The organism is Isoptericola sp. NPDC057391, from assembly GCF_042668085.1.
GTDB lineage: Bacteria > Actinomycetota > Actinomycetes > Actinomycetales > Cellulomonadaceae > Isoptericola.
Window position 1 is genome coordinate 1 of sequence record NZ_JBHVBO010000047.1, and the last position, 23,149, is coordinate 23,149.

Below are 23,149 nucleotides of genomic sequence, written 5' to 3' on the forward strand. Positions count from 1 at the left end.
CCGCGCTCGCAGCGGGCGCGGCGGCGCGTGGTCACGGAGATCGTCCGTGACGTCGCCGAGGAGCTCGGCAACACTCCGGCGGTGGCGCGGGCGTCGTACATCGACCCGCGGCTGGTCGACCTGTGGGAGCACGGCGAGACCATCGGGGCCACCCGGACGCGCTCCGCCGCGGAGAGCGCGGTGCTGGACCTGCTGGGCTGACCCAGGGTGTACGGGTCAGCCGCGGCGTCGGAAGGTCACCGGCTCCTCGAGGTAGGCCTCCCAGGCCGCGCGCTCGTCGTCGGCGATGCGACGTGGGGCGCCGGTCGCGGCATCGACGACGACGATCGTCGTGGCCGCCTTCACGTACGCCTGGCCGCCCGACGCCGGCCCGGTGCGGTCGAAGCCGCCGGGGACGCCGTCGTGCACCTCGTAGCAGACCTCGAGGCTCGCGCCGCCGATCGCCCCGATCCACATCTCCACCCGGACCGGGGTGCGGGAGAAGCCGAGCGGGCGCAGGTACTCGATCTGCTGCCCGGCGACGAGCGTGTGCGACGTGGCGTGCGGGCCCGTGTCGAGGACGGCGGTGGGCCACTCCTCGCCGTCCGCGGCCTCCGGGTGCCGCCAGAACGCCGTGATGCGCGCGTCCTCCAGGAGGCGGAGCATCGCAACGTTGTTGACGTGCTGGTAGGCGTCGAGGTCCGACCAGCGCAGGGGGACGGGCACGTGCAGACGGGTCATGGCCCGCATCGTCGCACGCCGCCGCCTTCCCCACGGCATCGTCCCGGCATCGTCCCGGGACCGGCGTCAGCCGGCCGCGATCGCCGCCGCGGCGCGGCAGCGGGCGAGCGCGGCGAGCTCGTCCCCCACCGGCTGTCGCACCAGACGGTCCGCCACGCCCGAGACGGACTCGCGCAGGCGACGGCGCACGCGCGCGCCGCGGCGTCGCGCGCCCCACGCCGTGAACACCCGCGCGACGAGCGCGAGCAGCAGGCCCGCCAGGAGCCCCCCGATCGCCAGCAGGGTGGGCCACGGCACCTCGAGCACCCCGCCGCCGGACCCGGTGAGGTCCACGGTGAGCACCGGCAGGATCAGCGGCGGCAGGCGGAAGTACTCCACGACCGCGGCGGCGGCGAGCCAGAGCAGGCCCACGACGGCGGCGGCGAGGAGCAGCCACTGCACCGCGCCCACCGCCGCCCACCAGCGCGGGCGGCGCGCAGCCTCCAGCCGGGTGCCGACGACGGCCTGGTCGAGGTCCCCCGGCAGCCGGTCGATCGCGTCCTGCGCCCGGGCGCGCGCCACCAGCACCCACGGGTCCGGGGCGCCGTCGGTCACGTCGTCGACGTACCGGCGCACGGCAGACGCCGACGCCGCCCGCACGGCGGGGCGCGCCGTCGGCAGGGAGCTGCGCACCAGCTCGGGTCGCTCGGGTCCGGTGCCGGCCGTCGACGCACCGGTCGCCGACCCGTCGGGGCCCCGCCGCAGCCCGAGCCGCCGCAGCGGGTCGCGCTTCAGCCGCGACACCCACCGGGTGACCGGCCAGCCCGTGGCGAGGTGCGCGTCCCGCCGGTGCGCGGCCGCCACCGCGTCCGCGACCGTGGGCACGCCGGCGGCGGCCTCGAGCGCGTCCACCAGCGCGCCGGCGGCCCGGTCCCCCGTGCGCGACGCCGGGCTGGACCCGCACGCGTCCGCGATGCGCTGGGCCGCGGCGCGGGCGTCCGCGGCGAGTCGGGCGGTCGCCGCCTCGCGGCGCGCCGCCGCCTCGGCGAGCAGGCCCTTGAGCTGGTCCATCCCCCGCCCGGTCGCGGCCGACACGGCGAGCACCCGCGCCCCGTCGAGCCCGTCGGCGGCGACCAGCCGGCGCAGGTCGGCCAGCATCGCGTCGGTCTCGGCGTCGGACAGCCGGTCGGTCTGGTTGAGGACCACGACCACGACCTCGGACCGGCCCGCCAGGGGGCGCAGGTAGCGCTCGTGCAGCGCCGCGTCGGCGTACTTCTGCGGGTCCACCACCCACACCAGCAGGTCGGCCCGCTCCACCAGCCGCTCGGCCCGCACCCGGTGCTCCACGACGACCGAGTCGTGGTCGGGCAGGTCGAGCAGCACCAGGCCGGTCGAGATCCCCGCCGGGCCGCGCCTCCCGCGCAGCCGGGCGAGCCCGCGCCGGGCGGGGCGCGCGGCCTCGTCCTCGCCGTCGTCCGGCACCGCCATCTCCTGGCGCCGCCGGACGTCCAGCCAGTCGAGCAGCGGCCCGGCGCCGTCGCCCCACACCGCCGCGACGGCGTGGGACGTCGTGGGCCGACGTACCCCGACGGTGGCGATCTCGGCGTCCGCGACGGCGTTGAGCACGCTCGACTTGCCGGAGCCGGTGGAGCCCGCGAGCGCGACGACGGTGTGCTCCGCGGAGAGCCCGCCGCGCTCGCGGGCGCGCTTCACGATGGCGCGGGCGTCGTCGAGCAGCTCGCGGTCGAGCCGGCCGCCGGCCGCCACGACCGCCGTCTCCAGCGCCGCGGTCCGGTCCGCGAGGTCGATCCGGCTCACCGGTCCCCCTCCTCGCGCCGGGCGCGGGACCGGCGGCGCGACCACCAGCCGCGCCGCGCGGGGGCGTCCTGCTCGGGGGCCGGCGCGTCGGTGCCGTCCGGCGCCTCGGGCGGGCGGAAGGTGCCCGCGCCGCGCAGCAGCCCGCCGCTCCACGGGCGGGTGACGCCCTCGGTCGGGACGGCCCGCGCCGCGCGCTCGGCGCGGGCGGCCGCGGCGACCCGGTGGGCGGCGTCCCGGACGCCGTCCGCCCCGGTGTCCTGCGTGCCGAGCGCGTCGAGCTGCGCCGTGTACCGGGCCGCCTGCCCGCGCAGCACGGCCTCGACGCGACCGTTGAGCCGCTCCTTGGCCTGGGCCGCGAGCCGGCGCACGGCCTCGTCGCCGAACACGGCCTCGAGCAGCTTCTGCGCGACGATCGCCGTGCCGCCGGCGATGCCGATCTCGGCGCCCGTGAGCCCGGCGGTCGAGGCGAAGACGATGACCATCAGGCTGACGCCGAGCGCGTTCACCCCGAACGAGACGGCCCGGGCGGTGCCGCGCCGTGACTGGCCCTGCTCGCGCACCAGCCCCAGCACGTCCTCCTGCCAGCCACGGATCTGCTCCGCCACCTCGGCGCGCAGCGCGGCGGGCACCCGCGCCAGGTCGAGGCCGTCCAGGAGCGCCGCGCCCGCACCGTCGCCCCGCCAGGCCGCGAACGTGCGCTCGGCGGCCTGCTCCGCGGCGTCGAGGATCACCGACTCGAGCCCGTGCGCGATGGCCTGCTCCACCTGCGGCGCCTCCTTCGGGCGGCCGCGGAAGAACCGGGCGACGGCGTCCCGCACGCGCCCCACGCCCGCCTCGACCGACCGGAAGAACTCGCCCGTCCCGACGAAGTCCTGCCAGCGGGCCAGCACCTCGCCGCGCAGGAGCGCGCCGTCGGACGTCGCGGCCTCCACCTGCTCCAGCGCCTCCGCGTGGTAGCGGCGGACGGCGTCGCGCAGCCGGGCGTCGGCCACCTCCTGGCCGTCGGCGGTCTCGGCGAGGGCGACGGCGCGCCGCACGAGGTCGTCCACCACGCCGTCGCGGGTGGCCGCGATGACCCGCGCCCGCGCCTCGGGGTCGCCGCCCAGGCCGGACAGCCACGTGGCGATCTCCGCGACCGCGGACTCCGGCAGCAGCCCGTCCACCAGGGCCCCGGGGCCCTGCTCGGCTGCCTCGCCGAGCACGAAGACGCGCGCGTCGCCCAGGCCGTGCTCCACGGTCATGCGGCGCAGGTCCTCGGCCACCACCTCCGCGCCCGGGTCCACGCGGTCGAGGACGATCGCGACCTGCGCCCGGCGGCGGGAGGCCTGGCTCAGCAGGTCCCACGGCACGGCGTCCGCGTACCGCGCGGCCGTCGTGACGAAGAGCCACAGGTCGGCGGCGCCCAGCAGCTGCGCGGACAGCTCGCGGTTGGCCGTCTCCACGGAGTCGATGTCCGGGGCGTCGAGCAGGGCGAGCCCCTGCGGCAGCGCCTCGCTCGCGACCAGCCGCAGCGCCGCCGCCCCCTCCGCCTGCGACCTCTCGGAGCTCACCCCGGCGGTCGCTGCGCCGATCGCGGGGCCCGACGGGGGCCCCGACGACGTCACGCGCGCCAGGCCGGGCAGCACGCGGTCCGTCGTGAACCAGCGCGCGTCGAGCGGGTGGTGCACCAGGACGGGCGCGCGCGTGGTGGGGCGCAGCACGCCGGGCGCGGACACGGGCTCCCCGAGCAGCGAGTTGACCAGGGTCGACTTCCCCGCACCGGTGGACCCGCCGACCACGACGAGGAGCGGCGCGCGCTCGGCCCGCAGCCGCGGCAGCAGGTAGTCGTCGAGCTGGTCGACGGCCTGGTGCAGGTCGGCCCGGGCTGCCGGCACCCCGGGCGTCTCGAGCGGCAGGCGCAGGGCACCGAGCCGGGCGCGCAGCGTCTCGAGCGCGTCGACCAGCTCCCGGGCCGCCGCCTCGTCCCGCGGGTCGGGGGCGGCGGTCGTGTCCGGGTCGGTCATGTGCCCAGTGTGCCCATCGGGGACGATCCGTGCAGAGCCGACCTGTGAGAGAGCCGACCTGTGAGATCGCGCACCTCACGGCCCCGCGCGGGCGGATCCGCGGTGGAATGGGAGGGCACGACGGCGTGCCGCGCGCGCCGCCCACGGACCCGCCGCCAGGAGGCACCAGGTGACCAGCACGTTCCGGATCCCCCGCAAGGAGCTCACCGGTCTGTACGGCCGCGCCGTCGCGTGGTACGCGCGGCGTACGTTCGGGCAGGTGCCCGACAGCGCGTTCGTCCTGGCTCACCACCCCCGCGCGATGCGGGCCATGTTCGGGCTCGAGATGAAGGTGGGACGGTGGAGGTCGCTCGACCCGACCCTCAAGACGCTGGCCGAGATGGCCACGGCGGCCGCGGTCGGGTGCAGCTGGTGCCTCGACTTCGGCTACTTCCTCTCCCGCGAGGACGGCCTCGACGCGACCAAGGTCAGCCAGGTGCCGCGCTGGCGCGACACCGAGGGCGTGTACACCGAGCTGGAGCGCGACGTCATGGCGTACGCCGAGGCGATGACCGCGACGCCGCCCACCGTCACCGACGACATGGTCGCGTCGCTCGTGGCGCGCCTCGGGTCGCCCGCGATGGTGGAGCTCACCGAGATGGTCGCCGTCGAGAACCTGCGGTCGCGGTCGTTCTCGGCCATGGGCGTGCAGAGCCAGGGGTACTCGGACGTCTGTGAGCTGCCGCTCGCCTCGTCCTGACGCGCACGCGTGGCCGCGCGTCCGTCAGCCCAGACGACGGCGCAGCCACGCGACGCACGCCTCGCCCTGCGCGCGCTGGAACGCCCGCACGTGCGGGATGCCCGGGGGCGGCGGCTGCAGCGACGAGTGCACGAAGTACCCCGTGAGCGCGACGAGGTAGGCGGTGACGGCGTCCTCGTCCGTGCCCTCCGGCAGCGGACGCCGGCGCAGGGACTCCTCCGGCGTCGGGCCGCCCTCCACCTGCACCGCCGGCAGCATGCCGACGAGGTCGCAGAACGCCGCGCCCCGGCCTGGGTACGCCCAGTCGACGGCGACGGCGGCCCCGGCGCGGGGACCGGCGCTGACGAGCACCGCGTTGTCGCCGCGCAGGTCGCCGTGGACCAGGCGGTCGCCGGCGACGGCCGCGGGCGCCTCGAGCTCGAGAGTCGCCAGCCGGTCCAGGTGCTCCGCGAGCCACGGGTCGTACGACCCGAGACCCGCCGGGCGCTGGGCCGCGAGCCGTCCGGTGAGCTGCGCGGGCAGCTCGGAGGCGACCTCGGGGAGCGCACCCGCGGCGACGGGGTGCTCCCCCACCTCGACCGCGAGCTCGAGCACCGCGCGCAGCTCGTCGTCGCGCCAGGGGTGCGCCGGCGGGCGGCCTTCGACGGCGTCGAAGGCCAGCACGACCCAGTCGTGCCCGTCGGCGGCACCGACCTCGGCCAGCCACCGCAGTCGCGGCGCGGGCACGCCCTCGCCGAGCACGGCCGCCCGCTCCGCCTCCTGGTGGTACAGCCGCACGGTGAACTCGTGCTCCGTCGACACCGCCTTGACGAACACCGCGCCCCGGTCGGTGCGCAGGGTGGACGCCAGGCCCTGGGAGTAGCCGCCGTCGTGGCTCGTCCACCCCGTCACCGGCGCCCCGATCCGCGCCTCGATGCCCGCGCGCACGGCGGCGGGCAGGTCGGTCCAGACCGGGCGGGTACGGGCGGTCGTCGCGGGGTTCGCCGTCATCGCAGGAGTATCGCCGACGACCGGCCCCGCACCCCACGCATTTCCGGACACGACGCCCCCGGCACCGCGGGTGCCGGGGGCGTCGTGCGGGCCCGGAGCCCGTGCCTCAGTCGCGCGTGAGCTTGCGGTACGTCACGCGGTGCGGGCGCGCGGCGTCGGCGCCCAGGCGCTCGACCTTGTTCTCCTCGTACGAGGCGAAGTTGCCCTCGAACCAGTACCAGTTCGCCGGGTCCTCCTCCGTGCCCTCGTACGCGAGGATGTGCGTCGCGACGCGGTCGAGGAACCACCGGTCGTGGGAGACCACGACGGCGCAGCCGGGGAACTCCAGCAGGGCGTTCTCCAGCGAGCCGAGGGTCTCGACGTCCAGGTCGTTGGTGGGCTCGTCGAGCAGCAGCAGGTTGCCGCCCTGCTTGAGCGTCAGCGCCAGGTTGAGCCGGTTGCGCTCGCCGCCGGACAGCACGCCCGCGGGCTTCTGCTGGTCCGGGCCCTTGAAGCCGAACGACGCCACGTAGGCGCGCGACGGGATCTCGACGTTGCCGACCTTGATGAAGTCGAGCCCGTCGGACACGACCTCCCACAGCGTCTTCTTCGGGTCGATGCCGCCGCGCGACTGGTCGACGTAGGAGATCTTGACGGTCTCGCCGACCTTGAGGTCGCCGCCGTCGAGCGGCTCCAGGCCGACGATCGTCTTGAAGAGCGTGGTCTTGCCGACGCCGTTCGGGCCGATGACGCCGACGATGCCGTTGCGCGGCAGCGTGAAGCTCAGGCCGTCGATGAGCTGGCGGCCGTCGAAGCCCTTCTGCAGGTTGCTGGCCTCGAGGACCACGTTGCCCAGGCGCGGGCCCGCGGGGATCTGGATCTCCTCGAAGTCGAGCTTCCGCGTCCGCTCCGCCTCCGCGGCCATCTCCTCGTAGCGGGCCAGGCGCGCCTTCGACTTGGTCTGGCGGCCCTTCGCGTTGGAGCGCACCCAGTCGAGCTCGTCCTTGAGGCGCTTGGCGAGCTTGGCGTCCTTCTTGCCCTGCACCTCGAGGCGGGCCTGCTTCTTCTCCAGGTAGGTGGAGTAGTTGCCCTCGTACGGGTAGAGGCGGCCGCGGTCGACCTCGCAGATCCACTCCGCGACGTGGTCGAGGAAGTACCGGTCGTGGGTGACGGCGAGGACGGCGCCCGGGTAGGTGGCCAGGTGCTGCTCGAGCCACAGCACCGACTCGGCGTCGAGGTGGTTGGTGGGCTCGTCGAGCAGCAGCAGGTCGGGCTTCTCCAGCAGCAGCTTGCACAGCGCGACGCGGCGGCGCTCACCGCCGGAGAGCACCTTGACGTCGGCGTCCGGCGGCGGGCAGCGCAGGGCGTCCATCGCCTGCTCGAGCTGGGAGTCGAGGTCCCACGCGTCGGCGGCGTCGATCTCCTCCTGCAGCGTGCCCATCTCCGCCAGCAGGGTGTCGAAGTCGGCGTCGGGCTCGGCCATGAGGGCGGAGATCTCGTTGAAGCGGTCGATCTTCGCCTTGATCGGGCCGACCGCCTCCTCGACGTTGCCGAGCACCGTCTTCTCCTCGTTGAGCGGCGGCTCCTGCATGAGGATGCCGACCGTGTACCCCGGGGAGAGGCGCGCCTCGCCGTTGGACGGCTGCTCGAGGCCCGCCATGATCTTGAGGATCGTCGACTTCCCGGCACCGTTGGGGCCCACGACGCCGATCTTGGCCCCGGGCAGGAAGTTCAGCGAGACGTCGTCGAGGATGACCTTGTCGCCGTGCGCCTTGCGCGCCTTGTACATGGAGTAGATGAACTCAGCCACTGGCTCTGCTTCCACCGTTCGATCGCGCGGAGAACCCGAGGGATCGGGTCCGAGAGGTTCGAGGCTCCAGCGGGCAGGCTGGAGGACCGGCATGGCGGCCGGTCCACCAGCCTACGCGACCTCGGGCCTCACGCGCCGACCGGCACCGCGTCCCGGGACCCGACGTCGTGCGCCTCGGCCTCGTCGTCCGGCGCCCCGCCCGGCTCCGTGCGGTCGACCACGCGCGTGAACCGCGCCAGCCCGCGCGTGACGTCCGGGCCCACGCCGTGCGCGTCGACGACCAGCTGCCAGCGGTCCTTGCCCTCCTTGTCCGTCCACTCCTCGGTGGACAGGCGGCCGTGGACGACCACCGGGTCGCCCTGCGCCAGCGACTCCGCCACGTGACGGGCGCCGGCGCGGAACGACTTCACCGTGAACCACAGCGTCTGCCCGTCCGACCACTCGCCGCTGCGCGGGTCGCGCAGCCGCCGCGTGCTCGCCACGCGGAAGGTGGTCCACTCGACCCCGCCGTCGGACCGGTGCAGCGTCGGCTTCGTCCCGACGAACCCGTTCACCGTGATGCTGACCTCGTTCATGCGCTCCTCCTGGGTCCGCCGCCGGCAGGCGCCGACGGGCCCCCAGGATCAGTCGCCCGAGGCCCGGTGCACCCCCGCTTTCGGCGTGGCTGTGGACGACGGCGCCAGCTCGGAGCCTGTGGGCAGCCTCAGTGACCCGGTCAGCGGCTGCGACGTCGGCAGCTCGGTCGCCGCCTGCGCGAGCTCGCGCACCCGGCGGTGATCGTGGAGCAGCTTCTGCGTCGGCTCGCCGAGCCCCTCCGCCAGCACGCGCTCGAGCGCCGCGCGGCCCGCGGACGCCACCGCCTGCTCGCGCTTGCGCGCCAGCGTGCGCCGCGAGGCCGTCCCCGCGAACGCCACCACCACCGCGGCGACGGCCGCGACGCCGGCCAGCGCGAGCACCACGACCGGCCAGGGCGAGGCGAGGTCGAGCACGCCCGTGACCGCGAGGAGGCCCACGACCGCCGCCACCACCGCGACGGCCCCGAGCACCCACGCCGTGCGGCGCAGCGCGCGGGCCGCCGACGGGCCCCGCGTGTCGAGCGCGAGGCCGCGCAGCGCGCCAGCCACCGACGTGCGCAGCTGGTCCGCCCCCGCCACCGAGGAGGCGAGCGACCGCTGCCATCCCGGCCGCAGAGACGCCCCGGCACGGGTCAGCCAGCGGGCCCGCGAGAGCGCGACGGCGTCGCGGTCCGGCGGCGGCACCTCGGGCCGGCCGTAGCCGTTGCGGACCGCGTTGCCCACCTGGCTCGCGACCGCGTGCAGCCCGGTCGCGGCCACCAGCGCGTCCAGCTCGCGCTCCACGGCGGGGCCCATCTGCCACGGCACCTCCGCCGGGGTCTGGGCCAGCAGCAGCCGCGCGGCGGCGTCCAGCTCGGCGGCCGCGCGCCCGGCCGCGACCGAGCGGCGCGCGCACGCCTCCTCCAGCAGCCCGCGGACCCGGTCGATCCCTTCGCCCGTCTTCGCGGACACGCCCTGCACGTACACGCCGGTCAGCCCGTCGTCCTCGAGCAGGCGCGCCAGGTCGGCCAGCAGGTTCTCCCGCTGCGCGTCCGGCACCGTGTCCACCTGGTTGAGCAGCACCACCATCGACGACTCGGAACCCACGGACTCCCGCAGGTACCCCGAGTGCAGCGCGTCGTCCGCGTACTTCTGCGGGTCCACGACCCACACCAGCAGGTCCACGAGCGGCAGCACGCGGTCCACGACCTCGCGGTGCGCCGGCTCGACGGAGTCGTGGTCGGGCAGGTCGAGCAGCACCAGCCCGGCGAGCTTCTCCTCGTCCTCGCCGTCGAGCTCGCCGCCCTGGGTGATGCGGCGCTCGCGGTCCACGCCCACCCAGTCGAGCAGCGCCTCCGCGTCGTCCGACCACGAGCACGCGGTGACGCGCGCGGTCGTCGGGCGCTTCACGCCGACGTCGGCGAAGCTCAGCCGCGACACCTTGTTGAACAGGCTGGACTTGCCCGACCCCGTGCCCCCGGCGAACGCCACGACCGTGTGGTCGACGCCGAGTGCGAGCCGCTCGCGCACGCCGTCGACCGCACCGGACACCCGCTGCGACGTGGCGTCGTCGAGGCGCGGCCCGGCGATCTCGAGCGCCTGCGCGAGGTCCTCGGTGCGGGCGCGCAGCGTCGCGTCGTGGGACGGGCTCTCGGTCATGTCAGCCTCCTGAGCTCGGCGAGTCGCACGCGCAGCCCCGCGGCCGCGTCGTCGGCGGGTTCGGACGGACCGAGGTCGTCCAGCACGGCCTGCACCTCGGCGTCGACGACGGCGGCCGCGCGGTCGCCGAGGTCGTCGCGCAGGGTGGCGACGGGCGCGGCGGCCAGGCCCCCGAGGACGCGCTCCAGCAGGCGGTCGGCGTCGCCGCTGCCCGCGGCGGAGGCGAGGAACAGCGTGGCGAGCCCGCGCGCCCCGAACGCCTTGACGGCGGCCTCGACGCGGGCGCCCGACGCGGCGTCGCCGGTGCCCTCGCCGGCCAGCTCGGAGACCAGGGCGTCGGCCCGGTCGGCCCACTGCGCCACCCGGCCCGGGACGTCGGCCTCCCGGGCCGCGGTCCGGGCCGCGCCGTCGGGCGCGACGGCGTCGCCGCCGGCGGGCGCTCCCGGGCCGGCGAGGACGGCGCGCAGGCGCTCCTCGACCCGCGCGCCCGACGCCGCCAGGGTGCGCGCCGCGGCGTCGACGACGTCGGACCGGAGGCCCTCGAGCGCCGCCTCGCGGGCGCGCCCGGCGCGGCGCGTGCTGCGCGCCCGGTCGCCGCGGACCTTGACGCGGTCGACGCCGACGGTGCCGGACAGCTCGCGCCACCGTGCCTCGACCGACGCCCCGGCGACGACCCCGGCCGCGACGGCGTCGCGGGCGAGCTGCTCCGCGGCGGGGATCTCCTCCGAGACCCGGCGGCGCAGCGCGTGCACCGCCTCCTGCTGCGCGTCGATCGCGTCCGCGAGCGAGGTGACCCAGCCGGGCAGCGCGCCCAGCGCGCCCTTGAGGGTGCGCACGACGACGGCGCGCGAGCGGTCCGGCCCGGCGAGCATGGTGAGCCACCGGCGAACCGGTTGCACGACCGACGGGTCGAGCAGCCCCTCGTGCGGGCCGACGTCCGGGATCACGAACAGCGGGACGTCGGTCATGCCGTGCTCGCGCAGGCGCTGCAGCAGGTCGCCGCGCACCGTGGTCAGCGTCTCCTTCGGCACCCGGTTGAGCACCATCGCCACGGACGCGCCGCGCTCGGTCGCGCGGGACAGCGCCTGCCAGGGCAGGGCGTCGCCGTAGCGCGCGGCCGTGGTGACGAAGAGCCAGAGGTCCGCGGCCTCGAGCAGCTGCTGCGCCGTCGAGCGGTTCTGCTGCACGAACGAGTCCAGGTCCGGCGCGTCCAGCAGCGCCGTCCCGCGGGGCACGCCCTCGTGCTGCAGCACCCGGGACAGCTCCGTGACGGGGCCGGAGGCCATGACGTCGGCGTCCGCCGGGTGGTGGGCCAGGACCGGCTCGCGCGTGGTGGGGCGCAGCACGCCCGCCTCGGAGACGGACTCCCCCAGCAGCGAGTTGTACAGCGTGGACTTGCCCGCGCCGGTCGACCCGGCGACGACGACGACCGCCGGCGAGGACAGCTCCTTGAGGCGCGGCAGCAGGTGCTCGTCGAGCTGGGCGAGCAGGCGGTCGCGCGAGGCCGCGGCCTCCTCGGCACCGTCGATCGGGAGGGGGAGCTCGACCGCCGCGACGTCACGGCGCAGGTCGCGGGCGACGTCGTGGACGGTGACGCCGATCTCCTCGCCCGCCCCGGCGTCCTTCCTGCTCGCGGCGCGGCGCGAGGCGCGGGTCTCCAGGGAAGGTGTCACGGGCACATCCTTCCCGCTGGGGCGTTCCGTGCCAAACGCGCACGCCGGTCGCGCACCGGGTCAGCGACGGCGGAGGCCCTCGTAGATCCGCGCGAAGCCGTCCGCCCCGTGACCGGCCTCCACCTGGCGTCGTCGCAGCTCCTCCACCATCGCGATCGGCGCCGGGTCCACGCCCTGCTCCTCGCTGGCGCGGACCAGGTGCCCCAGGTCGGACCAGTCGAGGCTCTGGACGGGCGCGGTGTAGTCCCCGCTGTCGATCGCCTCGGCGTCGAGCGCGACGAACTCGGTCATCGCGGCGAGGAACGGCGCGGCCCGGCGCGCGAAGCTGCGGGCGTCGACCCCGCCGGCCCCGGCCATCGCCGCGCCGTGCAGGAAGCCCGCGAACATCGTGTACATCGCGGAGAGCATGGCGAGGTCGAGCAACGACGCCCGGCCGGGGTCCTCGCCCTCGAACGTGCTCGTGGCCCAGCGGTCCAGCAGCGGCCGGGCCTGCAGGAACACGGCCTCCTCGCCGCTGTACAGGATCGCCGCGTCGGCGGCGCCGATCAGCGGCGGGGTGGCCATGATCGCGCCGTCCAGGTAGCGCACGCCGTGCTCGGCCGCCCAGGCGGCGAGCTCCCGCGCCTCGGCCAGCGTGGTGGTGGTGAGGTTGACGACGGCACGGCCGCGCAGGTCGTCGACGACGGGGTCGAGCGTCGCGCGGACGGACGCGTGGTCGTAGAGGCAGACGACGACGATCGGCGCGGCGAGGACGGCGTCCCGGACGTCGGCGGCCCGGCGGGCGCCGCGCGCCACGAGCTCGGCGTCCCGGCCGGGCGTGCGGTTCCAGACCGCGACGTCGTGTCCCCCGTCGAGCAGCGTGCGGGCCAGCGCGCGGCCCATGTGCCCGAGGCCGAGCAACGTCGCCTCGGCGGTCCGGCCGCTCATCGCGGGTCCCGGATGCCGTCGATGATGCGCGTCCAGTTGTCGCCGCCGTGCCCGGCGTCGATCGCGCGACGGTAGTGCGCCTGGACCGCGCGCGGCAGGCCGACGTCGATCCCGGCTGCCTCGCTGGCGGCGACCAGGTGGTCGGCGGTGGCGCCCATCATGGTCGAGGTGCTGAGGTGGCCCGGATGCAGGCCGGCGTCGATCTGCTCGCCGACTCGCGCCGGCGTGCCCTCCCCCGCCGTGAGCATCGCGGGGATGTCGGTCAGCGTGGTCAGCGCCTCGGGGAGGAAGTCCCGCGCCGGGATGCCGGCGCTCCCCACCAGGGCGGTGGCGTGCATGAGGGCCGACAGCGCCGTGAGGAAGACGTCGAGCTGCGCCTGGTACATGAGCTGCGCCAGCCCGGGGTCGGCCCCGACGTACCGCGGGGCCGCGAGCTCCCCCAGCAGCTCGGCGTGCCGGTCGAACGCCTCGCGCGGGCCCGAGTAGTAGGCGTAGGCGTCGTCGGTGCCGACCGTCGGCGCGGGCGTCATCATGCCCCCGGCGAGGAAGGACGCGCCGTGCGCCGTCGCCCACGCCGCCGCCTCGCGCGTGCGGTCCGGGGTGTCCGAGCTGAGGTTGACCAGCGTGCGCCCGGCGAGCGCGTCGCCGGCGCCGTCGAGGATCGCGTCCATCGCCGCGTAGTCGGTGAGGCTGAGGACGACGAGCTCCGACGCCTCGAGCGCGTCGCGCGGCGTGGGCGCCGGCGTCGCGCCGTCCGCGACCACGCCGTCGGCGCGCGAGCGCGTGCGGTTCCAGACGGTGACCGGGTGCCCCCCGGCCAGGAGGCGGCGGACCATCGCCTGCCCCATCGGGCCGAGGCCGATGACGGTGACCGGGGCGTGCTGTGCAGCCATGTGCGGTGCTCCTCTTGTGCGTCGTGGCGGTGTGCCTCCATGCTCAGGGGGTACGGCGACGTTGAGAAGTACGCACTAAATACTGCGGTACTTACCTTCAGGGAAGTACCCCGTCCGAGGAGCACCATGACCGTCAGCACCCGACGCGGCCCCTACGTCTGCGGCATCGACGCCGCGCTCGACGTCGTCAGCGGCAAGTGGAAGGGCCTCATCCTCTGGGAGCTCGACGCGCACGGCGTGCGCCGGTTCGCCGAGCTGCGCCGCGGCCTGCCGGGCGTGAGCGAGAAGATGCTCACCCAGCACCTGCGGGAGATGGAGGCCGACAACCTCGTCGTGCGCACCGTCTACGCCGAGGTGCCACCCCGCGTCGAGTACTCCCTCACCGAGCACGGCCGGGCGCTCAACGCCGCGCTCGCCCCGCTGGGGCAGTGGGGCTCCGACCGCATCCGGCGCGAGAGCCGCGAGCTGGTCGACCACGCCGACGCGGCGGCGATGCCGCGGCCGTGATCGATCAGCGTCGCCGACACACGCGCTCTGCAAGGTCTCGGAACGTGGCGGCGTCGAGCACGCCGTTGCGCTGACCGTTCCGGCTCGGTGTGATCCTCAGCGTCACCGAGGCCCGTGATCATCCGGACGGACGTCGTAGCACGCGTCGGTCTCGGGGCAGTAGATACAGACGACGTCGATCGCGGTCCTGTCCGTCGGCTTGGCGTGGGTGCCCGGGGCCCGCCCTCCACGGTCGTGACCAGCAGCGACTGGGCTAAACTCTGGTCGCTTGCCTCCGTAGCTCAGCTGGATAGAGCGGGTCACTTCTAATGACCGGGTCGCGGGTTCGAATCCTGCCGGGGGCACCGATCTGCAGCCGGGGCGCACCACCGTCGTGAGCTGCGCCCATGACCTGGGAAAAAGCCGTGCGCCGGACGACGACGTCCGTGCAGACTCGTCCATGCACCGCGGTGACGCGCGGCCGGTCAGACACCGGTCGCACGGGTGGTCCCTGGCCCGGACCGACGACCCCACGTCACGAAGGACACCATCACCATGTTCCCCCCGGAGAACCTGCTTCTCGTGCAGGTCATCCAGCGCGAGCGCCTCGAGGAGGCCGAGCGCGACCGCACCGTCCACCGACTGCAGCAGCAGCGCAAGCTGCGCCGGCAGCCGCACGCCCGCCGACAGCGCACCAGCGTCGCCCGCTGGCTGTTCGACTGGCTGACCGCATGACACCCGCCGGGCGAGCGCCCGCCGGGTATCGACCCGGCGACGACACCGCCACGAGGGCCCCGCGGCCCGGACCGTTCCACGAACCGTCCGGAGCAGCGGGGCCCTCGTCATGTCTCCCCGGCCGGCTCCCGGACCCGCGGACCGTAGGCTGACCCCGTGAGCCCCGCGAACCCGAACGAACGCATCGTGTGGATCGACTGCGAGATGACCGGCCTGGACCTGCGCGCGGACGCCCTGGTCGAGGTGGCCGCCGTGGTCACGGACTCCGAGCTGAACGTGCTCGGCGAGGGGGTGGACGTCGTCATCGCGCCGCCCGCCGCCGCCGTCGAGCAGATGAACGACTTCGTCCGCGACATGCACACCACCTCCGGCCTCATCGAGGAGCTGCCCGGCGGCATGACCCTCGCCGACGCCGAGCAGGCGGTGCTCGACTACGTGCGCGAGTGGGTCCCCGACCCGGGCAAGGCTCCGCTGGCCGGCAACTCCGTCGGCACCGACAAGATGTTCCTCGACCGGGACATGCCCGAGCTGGTGGGGCACCTGCACTACCGGATCGTCGACGTGTCGTCGATCAAGGAGCTCGCCCGCCGCTGGTACCCGCGCGTGTACTTCGCCTCCCCCAAGAAGGACGGCGGCCACCGCGCGCTCGCGGACATCCTCGAGAGCGTCGACGAGCTCCGGTACTACCGCGAGGCGCTGTTCGTGCCGCAGCCGGGGCCGGACACGAAGACGGCGCGCGCGGTCGCCGAGCGCGTCAGCGAGACGTCCGTCACCCGGCACCGCACGGAGGCCTGAACCGCCCCGCGGAGCATGTACACTTTTCGACGGCCCGGTGCTTCGGCATCTGTCGCAGTCACAGGGCCATGGTGGCTATAGCTCAGTCGGTAGAGCGCCTGGTTGTGGTCCAGGAGGTCGCCGGTTCAAGCCCGGTTAGCCACCCTGATACGGCGGGGTCCGAGCCCTGACCAGAGAAACCTCTGGTCGGGCCCGGACCCCGCCGTTCGTCGTGCCCCCGCCCGTCGCGAGCGGGTCAGAGGCCCTCGGCGATGCGCTGGATGGCGGCGAGACGACGGTCCCACTCCCTGCCCACTGCGTCGAGGCGGCGGGCCGTGGCGCTGAGCGACGCGCCGACGACCCGGTACCGCACCTCGCGCCCGGCCTGGACCGTCCCCACGAGACCGACCTCGTGCAGCACGGCGAGGTGCTTCGCGATGGCCTGCCGGGTGACGGGCAGGCGCCGGGCCAGGGCGGAGGCCGAGGCGTCGCCCTCGCCGAGAGCCGCCAGGATGCTCCACCTGGTCTCGTCGCCGAGCGCGCTGCACATCGCGATCACCGCCCCGTCCACCGGTGCGCCGCCGCTCATGCGCGGCGCTCGAGCAGCGCGACGAGCTTGTCGAGCTCCCCGTCCCAGCCGTCGCGGTGGTCGGCCATGAGGGCCGCCGGGTGGCTGGTGCGCTCGAAGCCCGTCTCGACGACCGTGAGCCGGGTGCCGCCCGAGGTCTCCTCGAGGGTGAACGTGAAGACCGTCGACCGTCGTTCGTCGACCGTCTCCGGCAGCGGGCCGTCCTCGTTGCACCACCGGTAGGACACCTCCGACGGCGGGTCGTAGGTCTCGACCCGGATCGGGACCCGGCGCTCGCCCGGCCAGCCGATCGTCCCGAGGGCGCCGGCACCGGCGCCGTCCAGGGTGACCTCGCCGAACCACTGCGAGATGAGCTCGGGTTCGGTCACGGTGCGCCAGACCTTGTCGCGGGGTGCCTGGATGTCGATCGTGCGCCGCACGCTGAAGGTGTCGGCGTCGATCACGGCCTGCGGGTTCTGCATGCTCTCCATGAGATTCTCCTTCTCTCGTCGTGCTCGCCTCTCGTGCTGGTCAGGTCGGGTGATCAGTGGACGGTGGCAGGTTCGCGGTCCCGCGGCGGGGGCGCGGGCCGCAGGGAGCGGCTGGCGACCGCGGCGAGGACGGACAGCACGGCGAGGACCGCGGCGAAGAGCACGGCCGCGGGGACGCCGCCCACGTCGATCATCTGCCCCCCGGAGAAGGCGCCGACGGCGTCGCCGAGGTTCCCTGCCGACGCGGGCAGCGAGGCCGCGAGGACCGCGCCAGGCCCGGCGAGGTGCTCGACGCGGTGCTGCCACGGGCTGGTGATGCCTGCCCCGCACAGGGCGAGGCCGAGCATCGCGAGGACCGCGACCACCGGGCTCGCGCCTCCGACGAGCATCGCGACGAGGGACGCCGCGACGCCGACGGCCCCGAGCGTCAGGGCGCGTGGGGCACCGGCGTCGGCGAACCTGCCACCGCCGAAGGAGCCGACCGCGGCGGCGATCCCGAAGCCCATCAGGCACACCCCGATCCACGGACCGGGGAGTCCGGCCATGTCATCCAGGAACGGGACCAGATAGGTCTGGGCCGCCGCGGCGCCCGCGAACAGGAGCACGCCGACGGCGAGCACCGCCAGGACGCGCGGGGCGAACGCGGAGCGCACCTGGCCCAGCACCCCGACCTCGGCCTTGGCGGGCACGCGGGGCACCGCGACGTGAGCGACGAGGAGGACGACGGCGGCCGCGAGAACGACGGCGAGGAACGACCCGCGCCAGCCGACGGCCTCGCCGAGCAGCCGCCCCAGGGGCATCCCCACGGCGCCGGACACGGCGAACCCGGAGATCACCACCGCCATCGCCCGACCGGCCCGGTCCCGGGGCACGATCGAGGTCGCCGTCGTGATCGCCGCCGCGATGAAGAGCCCTTCCGCCGCGCCGATCACGAGCCTGGCGGCGACGAAGGCCTGCAGTCCAGCGCCCAGCGCAGGGAGCAGGTTCAGCACCGTGAAGACGGCGAGGGCGGCGAGCAGCACCGGCCGCCGGTCGACCCGGGCGGTCAGGAAGGTCAGCGTCGGTCCACCGACCGCGATCCCCAGCGCGTTCGCCGAGACGAGCACGCCCACCGCCGAGAGCGGGACGGACTGGTCCACGGCGATCAGGTCGAGCATGCCCATCACGAGCATCTCGGCGCACCCCGTCACGAACGTCCCCGCGAACAGCACGCTCAGGACGACGCGCGCCCGCGAACGCCCGGTGTCCGGAACGACGTGTCGATCATTCATCGGAACCCCTCCGATCGTGCAACCTAGTGGTTGCACGACACGATGCCACACCCGTTGATCAGATGCAACCCTTTGGTTGCACATCATCGCCCCCGGCCTGCGCGCGGGGCGCCGGCGGCGCCGATAGCGTCGGCACCATGAGCGACGAGCGGCCCGGCGCACCCGACGACGGCGTCGCCGCCGTCCTCGACGGCCTCGCTCCCCCGGTGCGCGCACGTGAGCCTCTTGTCTCGCGCGCGGCGCCGCGCTGACGGACGACGACCCGCACGGGCTCCTGGAGGGCGCGGGCCGGCGGGCGCGGCACGTCACGTTCCGCACCGTGGACGACGTCGACCGGCCCGGCGTCCGCGAGCTCGTGCTCGAGGCGGCACGGCGCACCCCGCGTCCCTGACCTCGACGCCCACGCGACGGTATACCATCGTCTCGGCCGCGGGACGCGGTCCCCCGCGACCCGAAGGAGACACCGCCGCCGTGCCACGACAGGCCGCCCCCGCCCGACCGAGCGGACCCTCCGGCGCGTTCTCCTCCCTCCGGGGCAACCGCCCCTTCCAGCTCCTGTGGGCCTCCAACCTGTTCTTCTTCGGCGGCGTCTGGACGCAGACGCTGGTGCTCGGCTGGCTCGCCTTCGAGCTCACCGGCTCCGAGCTCCTCGTCGCGGTCTACACCGCGGCGCGCCTGGCGCCGATGCTGCTCGGCCCCGTCGCGGGCGCGCTCGCCGACCGCTACGACCGCATCCGGCTCCTGCTCGTCGCCTGCACCTGGGCCACGGGCGCAGTCGCCGTGGTCGCGGCCCTCGCGACCGCCGACCTGCTGCCGTACTGGGCGCTCGTCGCGGGCGGCTTCGCCATCGGCGTCGCCCAGTCCCCCTCCCAGCCGGCGCGGATGTCGCTGGTGCTCGACCTGGTGGGCCGGGAGAACCTCTCGAACGCGAACGCGCTGAGCTCGATGGCGATGAACATGACCCAGGTGATCGGGCCGGCGCTCGGCGGCGGCATGATCGCGGCGATCGGCGCGCCCGCGGCCCTGTGGGTCTCCACCGCCTGGTACGTGGCGTCCCTGCTGCTCCTGCTGCCGCTGCGGCGCCTGCGCACCCGCACCGGCCCCGGCGGTCACGCCTCGACGTCGGTGCTCGCCATGGTGGCCGGAGGGTTCCGCGCCGTCGCCGGGGACCGCCTCGCCGTCGCCGTCCTGCTGGTCACCCTGGCCGCGAACGTCTTCCTGTGGCCGGTGTTCCAGTCGTTCATGCCCGTCTTCGCCGCCGAGTCGTTCGGGCTCGACGCCGCGGGCCTGGGCGCGCTGCTGACGTGCGCCGGCGTGGGCGGCCTCGTGGGCTCGCTGGTCATCGCGGCGCTGGGCGACTTCCGGTTCAAGGGGGCGCTCTTCCTGCTCGGCACGACGGCGTGGGGGCTCGCCTGGGCCGCGTTCTCGCTGGCCACGTCGCCCGCTCCCGCGTTCGTGCTCATGGCCGTCATCGGGCTGGCCAGCGCGGCCTTCGGCGTGCTGCAGACCACGCTGCTGCTCATGGTGACCGCACCGGCGGTGCACGGCCGCGCGCTCGGGCTGCAGGAGCTCGTGATCGGCGTCATGCCCGTCGCCACGCTCGTCATCGGAGCCGTCGCCGAGCGCGTCGGGGTGCCGCACACCGCACTCGGCGCCAGCCTGGCGCTGGTGGTCTGCCTGGTCGTGCTGATGGTCGCCGTCCCGGACCTCCTGCGCCTCGGCCGGGCGGGAGACGTGGCCGACGCCCGAGACGACCGATAGGCACCGATCCGCGACATGTCCGCCCGGCACCCTCGCGTCGAGGGCAGGGATGTGGTCGGCTAGGGCGTCGGAGCACGTCGGCGCGCGCCCGTGCTCCTCCACGCCAGGACGGAGGACCCGCCCATGATCGAGTTCCGGTCGGTCACCAAGACGTACCCCGACGGCACCGTGGCGGTCGCGGACTTCGACCTCGTGGTGCCGCCGCACCGCACGACGGTGCTCGTCGGCTCCTCCGGCAGCGGCAAGACGACGCTGCTGCGCATGATCAACCGGATGGTCGACCCCACGGAGGGGACGATCGAGATCGACGGCACCTCGGTGCTCGACCGCGACCCCGTGAAGCTGCGGCGCAGCATCGGGTACGTGCTGCAGAACGGTGGGCTGCTGCCCCACCACCGCGTGATCGACAACGTCATGACGGTGCTCCGGCTGGAGGGGACGCCGAAGGCCCGTGCCCGGGAGCGGGCCCTGGAGGTGCTCGACGTGGTCGGCCTCGACCGGGCGCTCGCCGAGCGCTACCCGAGCCAGCTCTCGGGCGGTCAGCAGCAGCGCGTGGGCGTCGCCCGCGCCCTCGCGGGCGACCCCAACATCCTGCTCATGGACGAGCCGTTCGGCGCCGTCGACCCGATCGTGCGCGCCGAGCTGCAGACCGAGACCCTGCGCCTGCAGCAGGAGCTGAACAAGACCATCGTCTTCGTCACCCACGACATCGACGAGGCGTTCCTGCTGGGCGACCAGGTGGTGATCCTCGAGACCGGGGCCCAGGTCGCCCAGGTGGGCAGCCCGAGCGAGATCATCGAGGCGCCCGCGAGCGACTTCGTCGCGAGCTTCATCGGCGTCGAGCGCGGGACGCGGGCGCTGCGCCCGAAGGAGACGGACCGCGGCACGGTGCTCGTCGACAGCGCCGGACGCACCCAGGGCGTGCTGGTGGAGGACGCCCCGTGACCTGGGTGGCCGACAACCTCGACCTCGTCGGTCGGCTCACGGTCGAGCACCTGCGCCAGAGCGCCCTGCCGATCCTGCTGGGGCTCCTCGTGTCGATCCCGGCGGGCTGGCTCGCGTTCCGGTTCCGGCTCACCCGCGGCCTGGTGCTCACGCTCGTCGGGCTGCTGTACACGATCCCGTCGCTCGCCCTGTTCGCCCTGCTCCCGCCGCTGCTCGGCATCAGCTTCCTGTCCGAGGTCAACCTGATCATCGCGCTGACGATCTACGCGATCGCGATCATGACCCGCTTCGTCGCCGACGCCCTCGCCTCCGTGGAGCCCACCGTGCGGCAGGCGGCCGTGGCCGTCGGCTACGGCCCCTGGCGCCGGTTCTGGCAGGTCGACCTCCCGCTCGCCGGGCCGGTCGTGCTCGCGGGCCTGCGGGTCACGGCGGTGTCGACGATCTCGCTGGCCACGGTCGGCATCCTCATCGGCATCGACAACCTCGGCTACCTCTTCACGAACGGGTACCAGCGCCAGATCGTCGCCGAGATCCTCGCGGGGGTCGTGGCGGTGGTGGTCGTGGCCCTGCTCGTGGACTGGCTGCTGGTGCTGCTCGGGCGGGTCCTGCTGCCCTGGACGCGGCGGAGGGCGGCCGCATGAACCTCTTCGCGGACGCCGTCGCCTGGATCTTCTCCCCCGACCGCGCGTCGGGGGCGCTGCCGCTCTCCGAGGCGATCGGCACGCACCTGGCCTTCACGTTCGTCACCGTGCTCCTGGCCGCGCTGCTCGCCGTGCCCGCCGGCTGGCTCATCGGCCACACGGGCCGCGGCCGCGAGGTGGCGGTCGCCCTGTCCGGCGCCGCCCGCGCCGTGCCGTCGTTCGGCCTGGTGCTCCTGCTCGTGCTGGTCCTCGGCGTCACGCACAAGGTCGCGGCGTCGACCACGGCGTTCGTGCTGCTGGCGATCCCGCCGATCCTCGCCGGGGCCTACGCCGGTGTCGAGGCGGTCGACCGGCGCGTCGTCGACGGCGCCCGCGCGGTCGGCATGACGTCGGGGCAGGTGCTCCGCTCGGTCGAGGTGCCGCTCGGACTCCCGCTGCTGATCGGCGGGCTGCGGTCGGCGACCCTGCAGGTGGTCGCCACCGTCACCCTGGCCGGCTACGTCGGCAACTGGGGCCTCGGCTTCTACATCGTCCAGGGCATCCAGCTGCGGGACTTCTCCCAGATCCTCGGCGCGGCCCTCGTGATCGTCGTGCTGGCGGTCGTCCTCGACCTGCTGTTCGCCCTCCTGGAACGCGCCGTCGTCCCCCGCGGCGTCGCGGCCGGCCGCGCGGCGCCGGACGCGCCCACCCGTTCCCGCCGGGGCTCGAACCACGCCCCTGCGCCCGACCCGACCTGACCTGATTGACTGACCTGAGAGGCAGCATCATGCGCATCACACGACGCACGTCCGCGACCGTCGCCGCCACCGCGACGGCACTCCTCGCGCTCACCGCGTGCGGCGGCGGGTCCGACCCGCTCGAGCCCGAGTCCGACGGGGGCGGCTCGCCCGCGTCCGGGACCATCGTCGTCGGGTCGCAGGCGTACTACTCCAACGAGATCGTCGCCGAGATCTACGCCCAGGCCCTGGAGGCCGGGGGCTTCACCGTCGAGCGCAACTTCAGCATCGGGCAGCGCGACGCCTACATGCCCGCGCTCGAGGACGGCGAGGTGCAGGTGTTCCCCGAGTACACGGGCAACCTGCTGCAGTTCTTCGACCCGGAAACGACCGCGACGTCCACGGACGACGTCTACGCCGCCCTGCAGGAGGCGCTGCCGGAGGGGCTGACCGTGCTCGAGCAGTCTCCCGCGACGGACCAGGACTCGTACACCGTCACGGCGGCCTTCGCCGAGCAGCACGGCCTGACCACCATCGCGGACCTGGCGGGCGCGGGCGACCTCACGCTCGGCGGCCCGGCCGAGCTGGAGCAGCGCCCCTACGGACCGAAGGGCCTCAAGGACGTCTACGGCGTGGACGTGGCGTTCGAGGCGACCGGCGACACCACCGTCCAGGACCTCGTGGCCGGGACGGTGGACGTCGCGAACGTGTTCACCGCCGACCCGCGCATCCAGACCGAGGACCTGGTCGTCCTCGAGGACCCCGAGGCGCTGTTCCTCGCCTCGCACGTCGTCCCGCTGGTCGCCGAGGACGTCGCCGACCAGGTCGCCGACGTCCTCGACCCGGTGAGCGCCGCGCTCACCCCCGAGGGGCTCGTGGAGCTCAACGTCCAGTCCACCGAGGAGCAGAGCTCCACCGAGGACATCGCCGCGGGCTGGCTCGAGGAGAACGGCCTGGCCTGACCAGACTGCCCGGGCTGACCGGGCAGCCCGACGCGATCGCGGCGCAGGCTCAGGC

22 protein-coding genes, 2 tRNA genes and 1 pseudogene are annotated in these 23,149 nt (G+C 74.9%); 12 read left to right on the forward strand and 13 right to left on the reverse strand.

All coding sequences use genetic code 11. The features are described 5' to 3' along the window. Window positions 1-201: pseudogene (locus ACFUVW_RS08660) on the forward strand (DNA topoisomerase IB); the annotation flags it as partial. A 15-nt stretch (window positions 202-216) separates the two neighbouring features. On the opposite strand, the gene ACFUVW_RS08665 reads toward ACFUVW_RS08660, so the two are convergent. The 3 genes from ACFUVW_RS08665 to ACFUVW_RS08675 all read right to left on the reverse strand — a co-directional run bounded on the left by ACFUVW_RS08665 (window position 217) and on the right by ACFUVW_RS08675 (window position 4,520). Next, window positions 217-720, reverse strand: a complete 504-nt coding sequence (locus tag ACFUVW_RS08665) for an acyl-CoA thioesterase (protein ID WP_430570924.1) — start codon at window positions 718-720, stop codon at window positions 217-219. A 66-nt stretch (window positions 721-786) separates the two neighbouring features. Next, window positions 787-2,517 carry a GTPase gene (locus ACFUVW_RS08670; RefSeq protein WP_430570925.1) on the reverse strand — a complete coding sequence of 577 codons (1,731 nt, stop codon included), beginning with the start codon at window positions 2,515-2,517 and terminating at the stop codon, window positions 787-789. Continuing rightward, on the reverse strand, window positions 2,514-4,520 hold the full coding sequence (locus ACFUVW_RS08675) for a dynamin family protein (RefSeq protein ID WP_430570926.1): 2,007 nt from the start codon (window positions 4,518-4,520) through the stop codon (window positions 2,514-2,516). The genes ACFUVW_RS08670 and ACFUVW_RS08675 overlap by 4 nt, the downstream gene beginning before the upstream one ends. A 169-nt stretch (window positions 4,521-4,689) precedes the next feature. Here ACFUVW_RS08675 and ACFUVW_RS08680 point away from each other — a divergent pair, with 169 nt between their 5' ends. Continuing rightward, the gene (locus tag ACFUVW_RS08680; RefSeq protein ID WP_430570927.1) at window positions 4,690-5,259 is read left to right on the forward strand and encodes a carboxymuconolactone decarboxylase family protein; all 570 of its coding nucleotides are present in this window, start codon (window positions 4,690-4,692) and stop codon (window positions 5,257-5,259) included. Window positions 5,260-5,283: 24 nt separating this feature from the next. On the opposite strand, the gene ACFUVW_RS08685 is transcribed toward ACFUVW_RS08680, so the two are convergent. From ACFUVW_RS08685 to ACFUVW_RS08715, 7 genes are all read right to left on the reverse strand, one after another. After that, window positions 5,284-6,249 (reverse strand): aminoglycoside phosphotransferase family protein, encoded by a 966-nt coding sequence (locus ACFUVW_RS08685; RefSeq protein ID WP_430570928.1) that lies wholly within the window; start codon window positions 6,247-6,249, stop codon window positions 5,284-5,286. Window positions 6,250-6,355: 106 nt separating this feature from the next. Continuing rightward, window positions 6,356-8,038 carry an energy-dependent translational throttle protein EttA gene (gene ettA, locus ACFUVW_RS08690; protein WP_430570929.1) on the reverse strand — a complete coding sequence of 561 codons (1,683 nt, stop codon included), beginning with the start codon at window positions 8,036-8,038 and terminating at the stop codon, window positions 6,356-6,358. Window positions 8,039-8,166: 128 nt separating this feature from the next. Next, window positions 8,167-8,613 carry a single-stranded DNA-binding protein gene (locus ACFUVW_RS08695; protein ID WP_430570930.1) on the reverse strand — a complete coding sequence of 149 codons (447 nt, stop codon included), beginning with the start codon at window positions 8,611-8,613 and terminating at the stop codon, window positions 8,167-8,169. A 48-nt stretch (window positions 8,614-8,661) separates the two neighbouring features. Further along, window positions 8,662-10,251, reverse strand: a complete 1,590-nt coding sequence (locus ACFUVW_RS08700) for a GTPase (protein WP_430570931.1) — start codon at window positions 10,249-10,251, stop codon at window positions 8,662-8,664. Beyond that, on the reverse strand, window positions 10,248-11,924 hold the full coding sequence (locus ACFUVW_RS08705; RefSeq protein WP_430570932.1) for a GTPase: 1,677 nt from the start codon (window positions 11,922-11,924) through the stop codon (window positions 10,248-10,250). Before ACFUVW_RS08705 ends, ACFUVW_RS08700 begins: the two co-directional genes overlap by 4 nt. Window positions 11,925-11,984: 60 nt before the next feature. Beyond that, window positions 11,985-12,851, reverse strand: a complete 867-nt coding sequence (locus ACFUVW_RS08710) for an NAD(P)-dependent oxidoreductase (protein ID WP_430570933.1) — start codon at window positions 12,849-12,851, stop codon at window positions 11,985-11,987. After that, window positions 12,848-13,744 carry an NAD(P)-dependent oxidoreductase gene (locus tag ACFUVW_RS08715; protein WP_430570934.1) on the reverse strand — a complete coding sequence of 299 codons (897 nt, stop codon included), beginning with the start codon at window positions 13,742-13,744 and terminating at the stop codon, window positions 12,848-12,850. Before ACFUVW_RS08715 ends, ACFUVW_RS08710 begins: the two co-directional genes overlap by 4 nt. 126 nt (window positions 13,745-13,870) lie before the next feature. Between ACFUVW_RS08715 and ACFUVW_RS08720 the strand changes: the two genes are divergently transcribed. The 5 genes from ACFUVW_RS08720 (at window position 13,871) to ACFUVW_RS08740 (ending at window position 15,904) form a co-directional block, all read left to right on the forward strand. Further along, window positions 13,871-14,251: a winged helix-turn-helix transcriptional regulator gene (locus ACFUVW_RS08720; RefSeq protein ID WP_430570935.1), complete on the forward strand. Its 381-nt coding sequence runs from the start codon at window positions 13,871-13,873 to the stop codon at window positions 14,249-14,251. A gap of 270 nt (window positions 14,252-14,521) precedes the next feature. Then, a tRNA-Arg gene (locus tag ACFUVW_RS08725) sits at window positions 14,522-14,595 on the forward strand. A 190-nt stretch (window positions 14,596-14,785) separates the two neighbouring features. Further along, the gene (locus ACFUVW_RS08730) at window positions 14,786-14,965 is read left to right on the forward strand and encodes a hypothetical protein (protein WP_430570936.1); all 180 of its coding nucleotides are present in this window, start codon (window positions 14,786-14,788) and stop codon (window positions 14,963-14,965) included. Window positions 14,966-15,121: 156 nt separating this feature from the next. Beyond that, window positions 15,122-15,760 carry an oligoribonuclease gene (gene orn, locus ACFUVW_RS08735; RefSeq protein WP_430570937.1) on the forward strand — a complete coding sequence of 213 codons (639 nt, stop codon included), beginning with the start codon at window positions 15,122-15,124 and terminating at the stop codon, window positions 15,758-15,760. Window positions 15,761-15,831: 71 nt separating this feature from the next. Then, window positions 15,832-15,904 (forward strand) — tRNA-His (locus ACFUVW_RS08740). Window positions 15,905-15,995: 91 nt separating this feature from the next. On the opposite strand, the gene ACFUVW_RS08745 is transcribed toward ACFUVW_RS08740, so the two are convergent. From ACFUVW_RS08745 to ACFUVW_RS08755, 3 genes are read right to left on the reverse strand one after another with little or no spacing between them, the layout of a single operon-like run. Further along, window positions 15,996-16,328: an ArsR/SmtB family transcription factor gene (locus tag ACFUVW_RS08745; RefSeq protein WP_430570938.1), complete on the reverse strand. Its 333-nt coding sequence runs from the start codon at window positions 16,326-16,328 to the stop codon at window positions 15,996-15,998. Continuing rightward, window positions 16,325-16,798 (reverse strand): SRPBCC domain-containing protein, encoded by a 474-nt coding sequence (locus tag ACFUVW_RS08750; RefSeq protein ID WP_430570939.1) that lies wholly within the window; start codon window positions 16,796-16,798, stop codon window positions 16,325-16,327. Before ACFUVW_RS08750 ends, ACFUVW_RS08745 begins: the two co-directional genes overlap by 4 nt. 53 nt (window positions 16,799-16,851) lie before the next feature. Further along, entirely contained in the window at window positions 16,852-18,069 is a 1,218-nt protein-coding gene (locus ACFUVW_RS08755; RefSeq protein ID WP_430570940.1) for an MFS transporter, read from the reverse strand. A 471-nt stretch (window positions 18,070-18,540) separates the two neighbouring features. Here ACFUVW_RS08755 and ACFUVW_RS08760 point away from each other — a divergent pair, with 471 nt between their 5' ends. The 5 genes from ACFUVW_RS08760 to ACFUVW_RS08780 all read left to right on the forward strand — a co-directional run bounded on the left by ACFUVW_RS08760 (window position 18,541) and on the right by ACFUVW_RS08780 (window position 23,094). Next, window positions 18,541-19,830: an MFS transporter gene (locus tag ACFUVW_RS08760; protein ID WP_430570941.1), complete on the forward strand. Its 1,290-nt coding sequence runs from the start codon at window positions 18,541-18,543 to the stop codon at window positions 19,828-19,830. Between the two features lie 123 nt (window positions 19,831-19,953). Then, window positions 19,954-20,775 carry an ABC transporter ATP-binding protein gene (locus ACFUVW_RS08765; protein WP_430570942.1) on the forward strand — a complete coding sequence of 274 codons (822 nt, stop codon included), beginning with the start codon at window positions 19,954-19,956 and terminating at the stop codon, window positions 20,773-20,775. Next, on the forward strand, window positions 20,772-21,416 hold the full coding sequence (locus ACFUVW_RS08770) for an ABC transporter permease (RefSeq protein ID WP_430570943.1): 645 nt from the start codon (window positions 20,772-20,774) through the stop codon (window positions 21,414-21,416). Before ACFUVW_RS08765 ends, ACFUVW_RS08770 begins: the two co-directional genes overlap by 4 nt. Then, window positions 21,413-22,153, forward strand: a complete 741-nt coding sequence (locus ACFUVW_RS08775; protein WP_430570944.1) for an ABC transporter permease — start codon at window positions 21,413-21,415, stop codon at window positions 22,151-22,153. Before ACFUVW_RS08770 ends, ACFUVW_RS08775 begins: the two co-directional genes overlap by 4 nt. Window positions 22,154-22,182: 29 nt before the next feature. Then, window positions 22,183-23,094 (forward strand): ABC transporter substrate-binding protein, encoded by a 912-nt coding sequence (locus ACFUVW_RS08780; protein ID WP_430570945.1) that lies wholly within the window; start codon window positions 22,183-22,185, stop codon window positions 23,092-23,094. The last annotated feature ends 55 nt before the right edge of the window (window positions 23,095-23,149 follow it).

Coding starts and splice junctions, on each gene's coding strand:
- ACFUVW_RS08665 (WP_430570924.1), bottom strand. CDS start 720: ATGACCCGTCTGCACGTGCCCGTCCCCCTGCGCTGGTCGGACCTCGAC.
- ACFUVW_RS08675 (WP_430570926.1), bottom strand. CDS start 4,520: ATGACCGACCCGGACACGACCGCCGCCCCCGACCCGCGGGACGAGGCG.
- ACFUVW_RS08685 (WP_430570928.1), bottom strand. CDS start 6,249: ATGACGGCGAACCCCGCGACGACCGCCCGTACCCGCCCGGTCTGGACC.
- ACFUVW_RS08695 (WP_430570930.1), bottom strand. CDS start 8,613: ATGAACGAGGTCAGCATCACGGTGAACGGGTTCGTCGGGACGAAGCCG.
- ACFUVW_RS08700 (WP_430570931.1), bottom strand. CDS start 10,251: ATGACCGAGAGCCCGTCCCACGACGCGACGCTGCGCGCCCGCACCGAG.
- ACFUVW_RS08710 (WP_430570933.1), bottom strand. CDS start 12,851: ATGAGCGGCCGGACCGCCGAGGCGACGTTGCTCGGCCTCGGGCACATG.
- ACFUVW_RS08715 (WP_430570934.1), bottom strand. CDS start 13,744: ATGGCTGCACAGCACGCCCCGGTCACCGTCATCGGCCTCGGCCCGATG.
- ACFUVW_RS08720 (WP_430570935.1), top strand. CDS start 13,871: ATGACCGTCAGCACCCGACGCGGCCCCTACGTCTGCGGCATCGACGCC.
- ACFUVW_RS08730 (WP_430570936.1), top strand. CDS start 14,786: ATGTTCCCCCCGGAGAACCTGCTTCTCGTGCAGGTCATCCAGCGCGAG.
- ACFUVW_RS08745 (WP_430570938.1), bottom strand. CDS start 16,328: ATGAGCGGCGGCGCACCGGTGGACGGGGCGGTGATCGCGATGTGCAGC.
- ACFUVW_RS08750 (WP_430570939.1), bottom strand. CDS start 16,798: ATGGAGAGCATGCAGAACCCGCAGGCCGTGATCGACGCCGACACCTTC.
- ACFUVW_RS08755 (WP_430570940.1), bottom strand. CDS start 18,069: ATGAATGATCGACACGTCGTTCCGGACACCGGGCGTTCGCGGGCGCGC.
- ACFUVW_RS08765 (WP_430570942.1), top strand. CDS start 19,954: ATGATCGAGTTCCGGTCGGTCACCAAGACGTACCCCGACGGCACCGTG.
- ACFUVW_RS08775 (WP_430570944.1), top strand. CDS start 21,413: ATGAACCTCTTCGCGGACGCCGTCGCCTGGATCTTCTCCCCCGACCGC.
- ACFUVW_RS08780 (WP_430570945.1), top strand. CDS start 22,183: ATGCGCATCACACGACGCACGTCCGCGACCGTCGCCGCCACCGCGACG.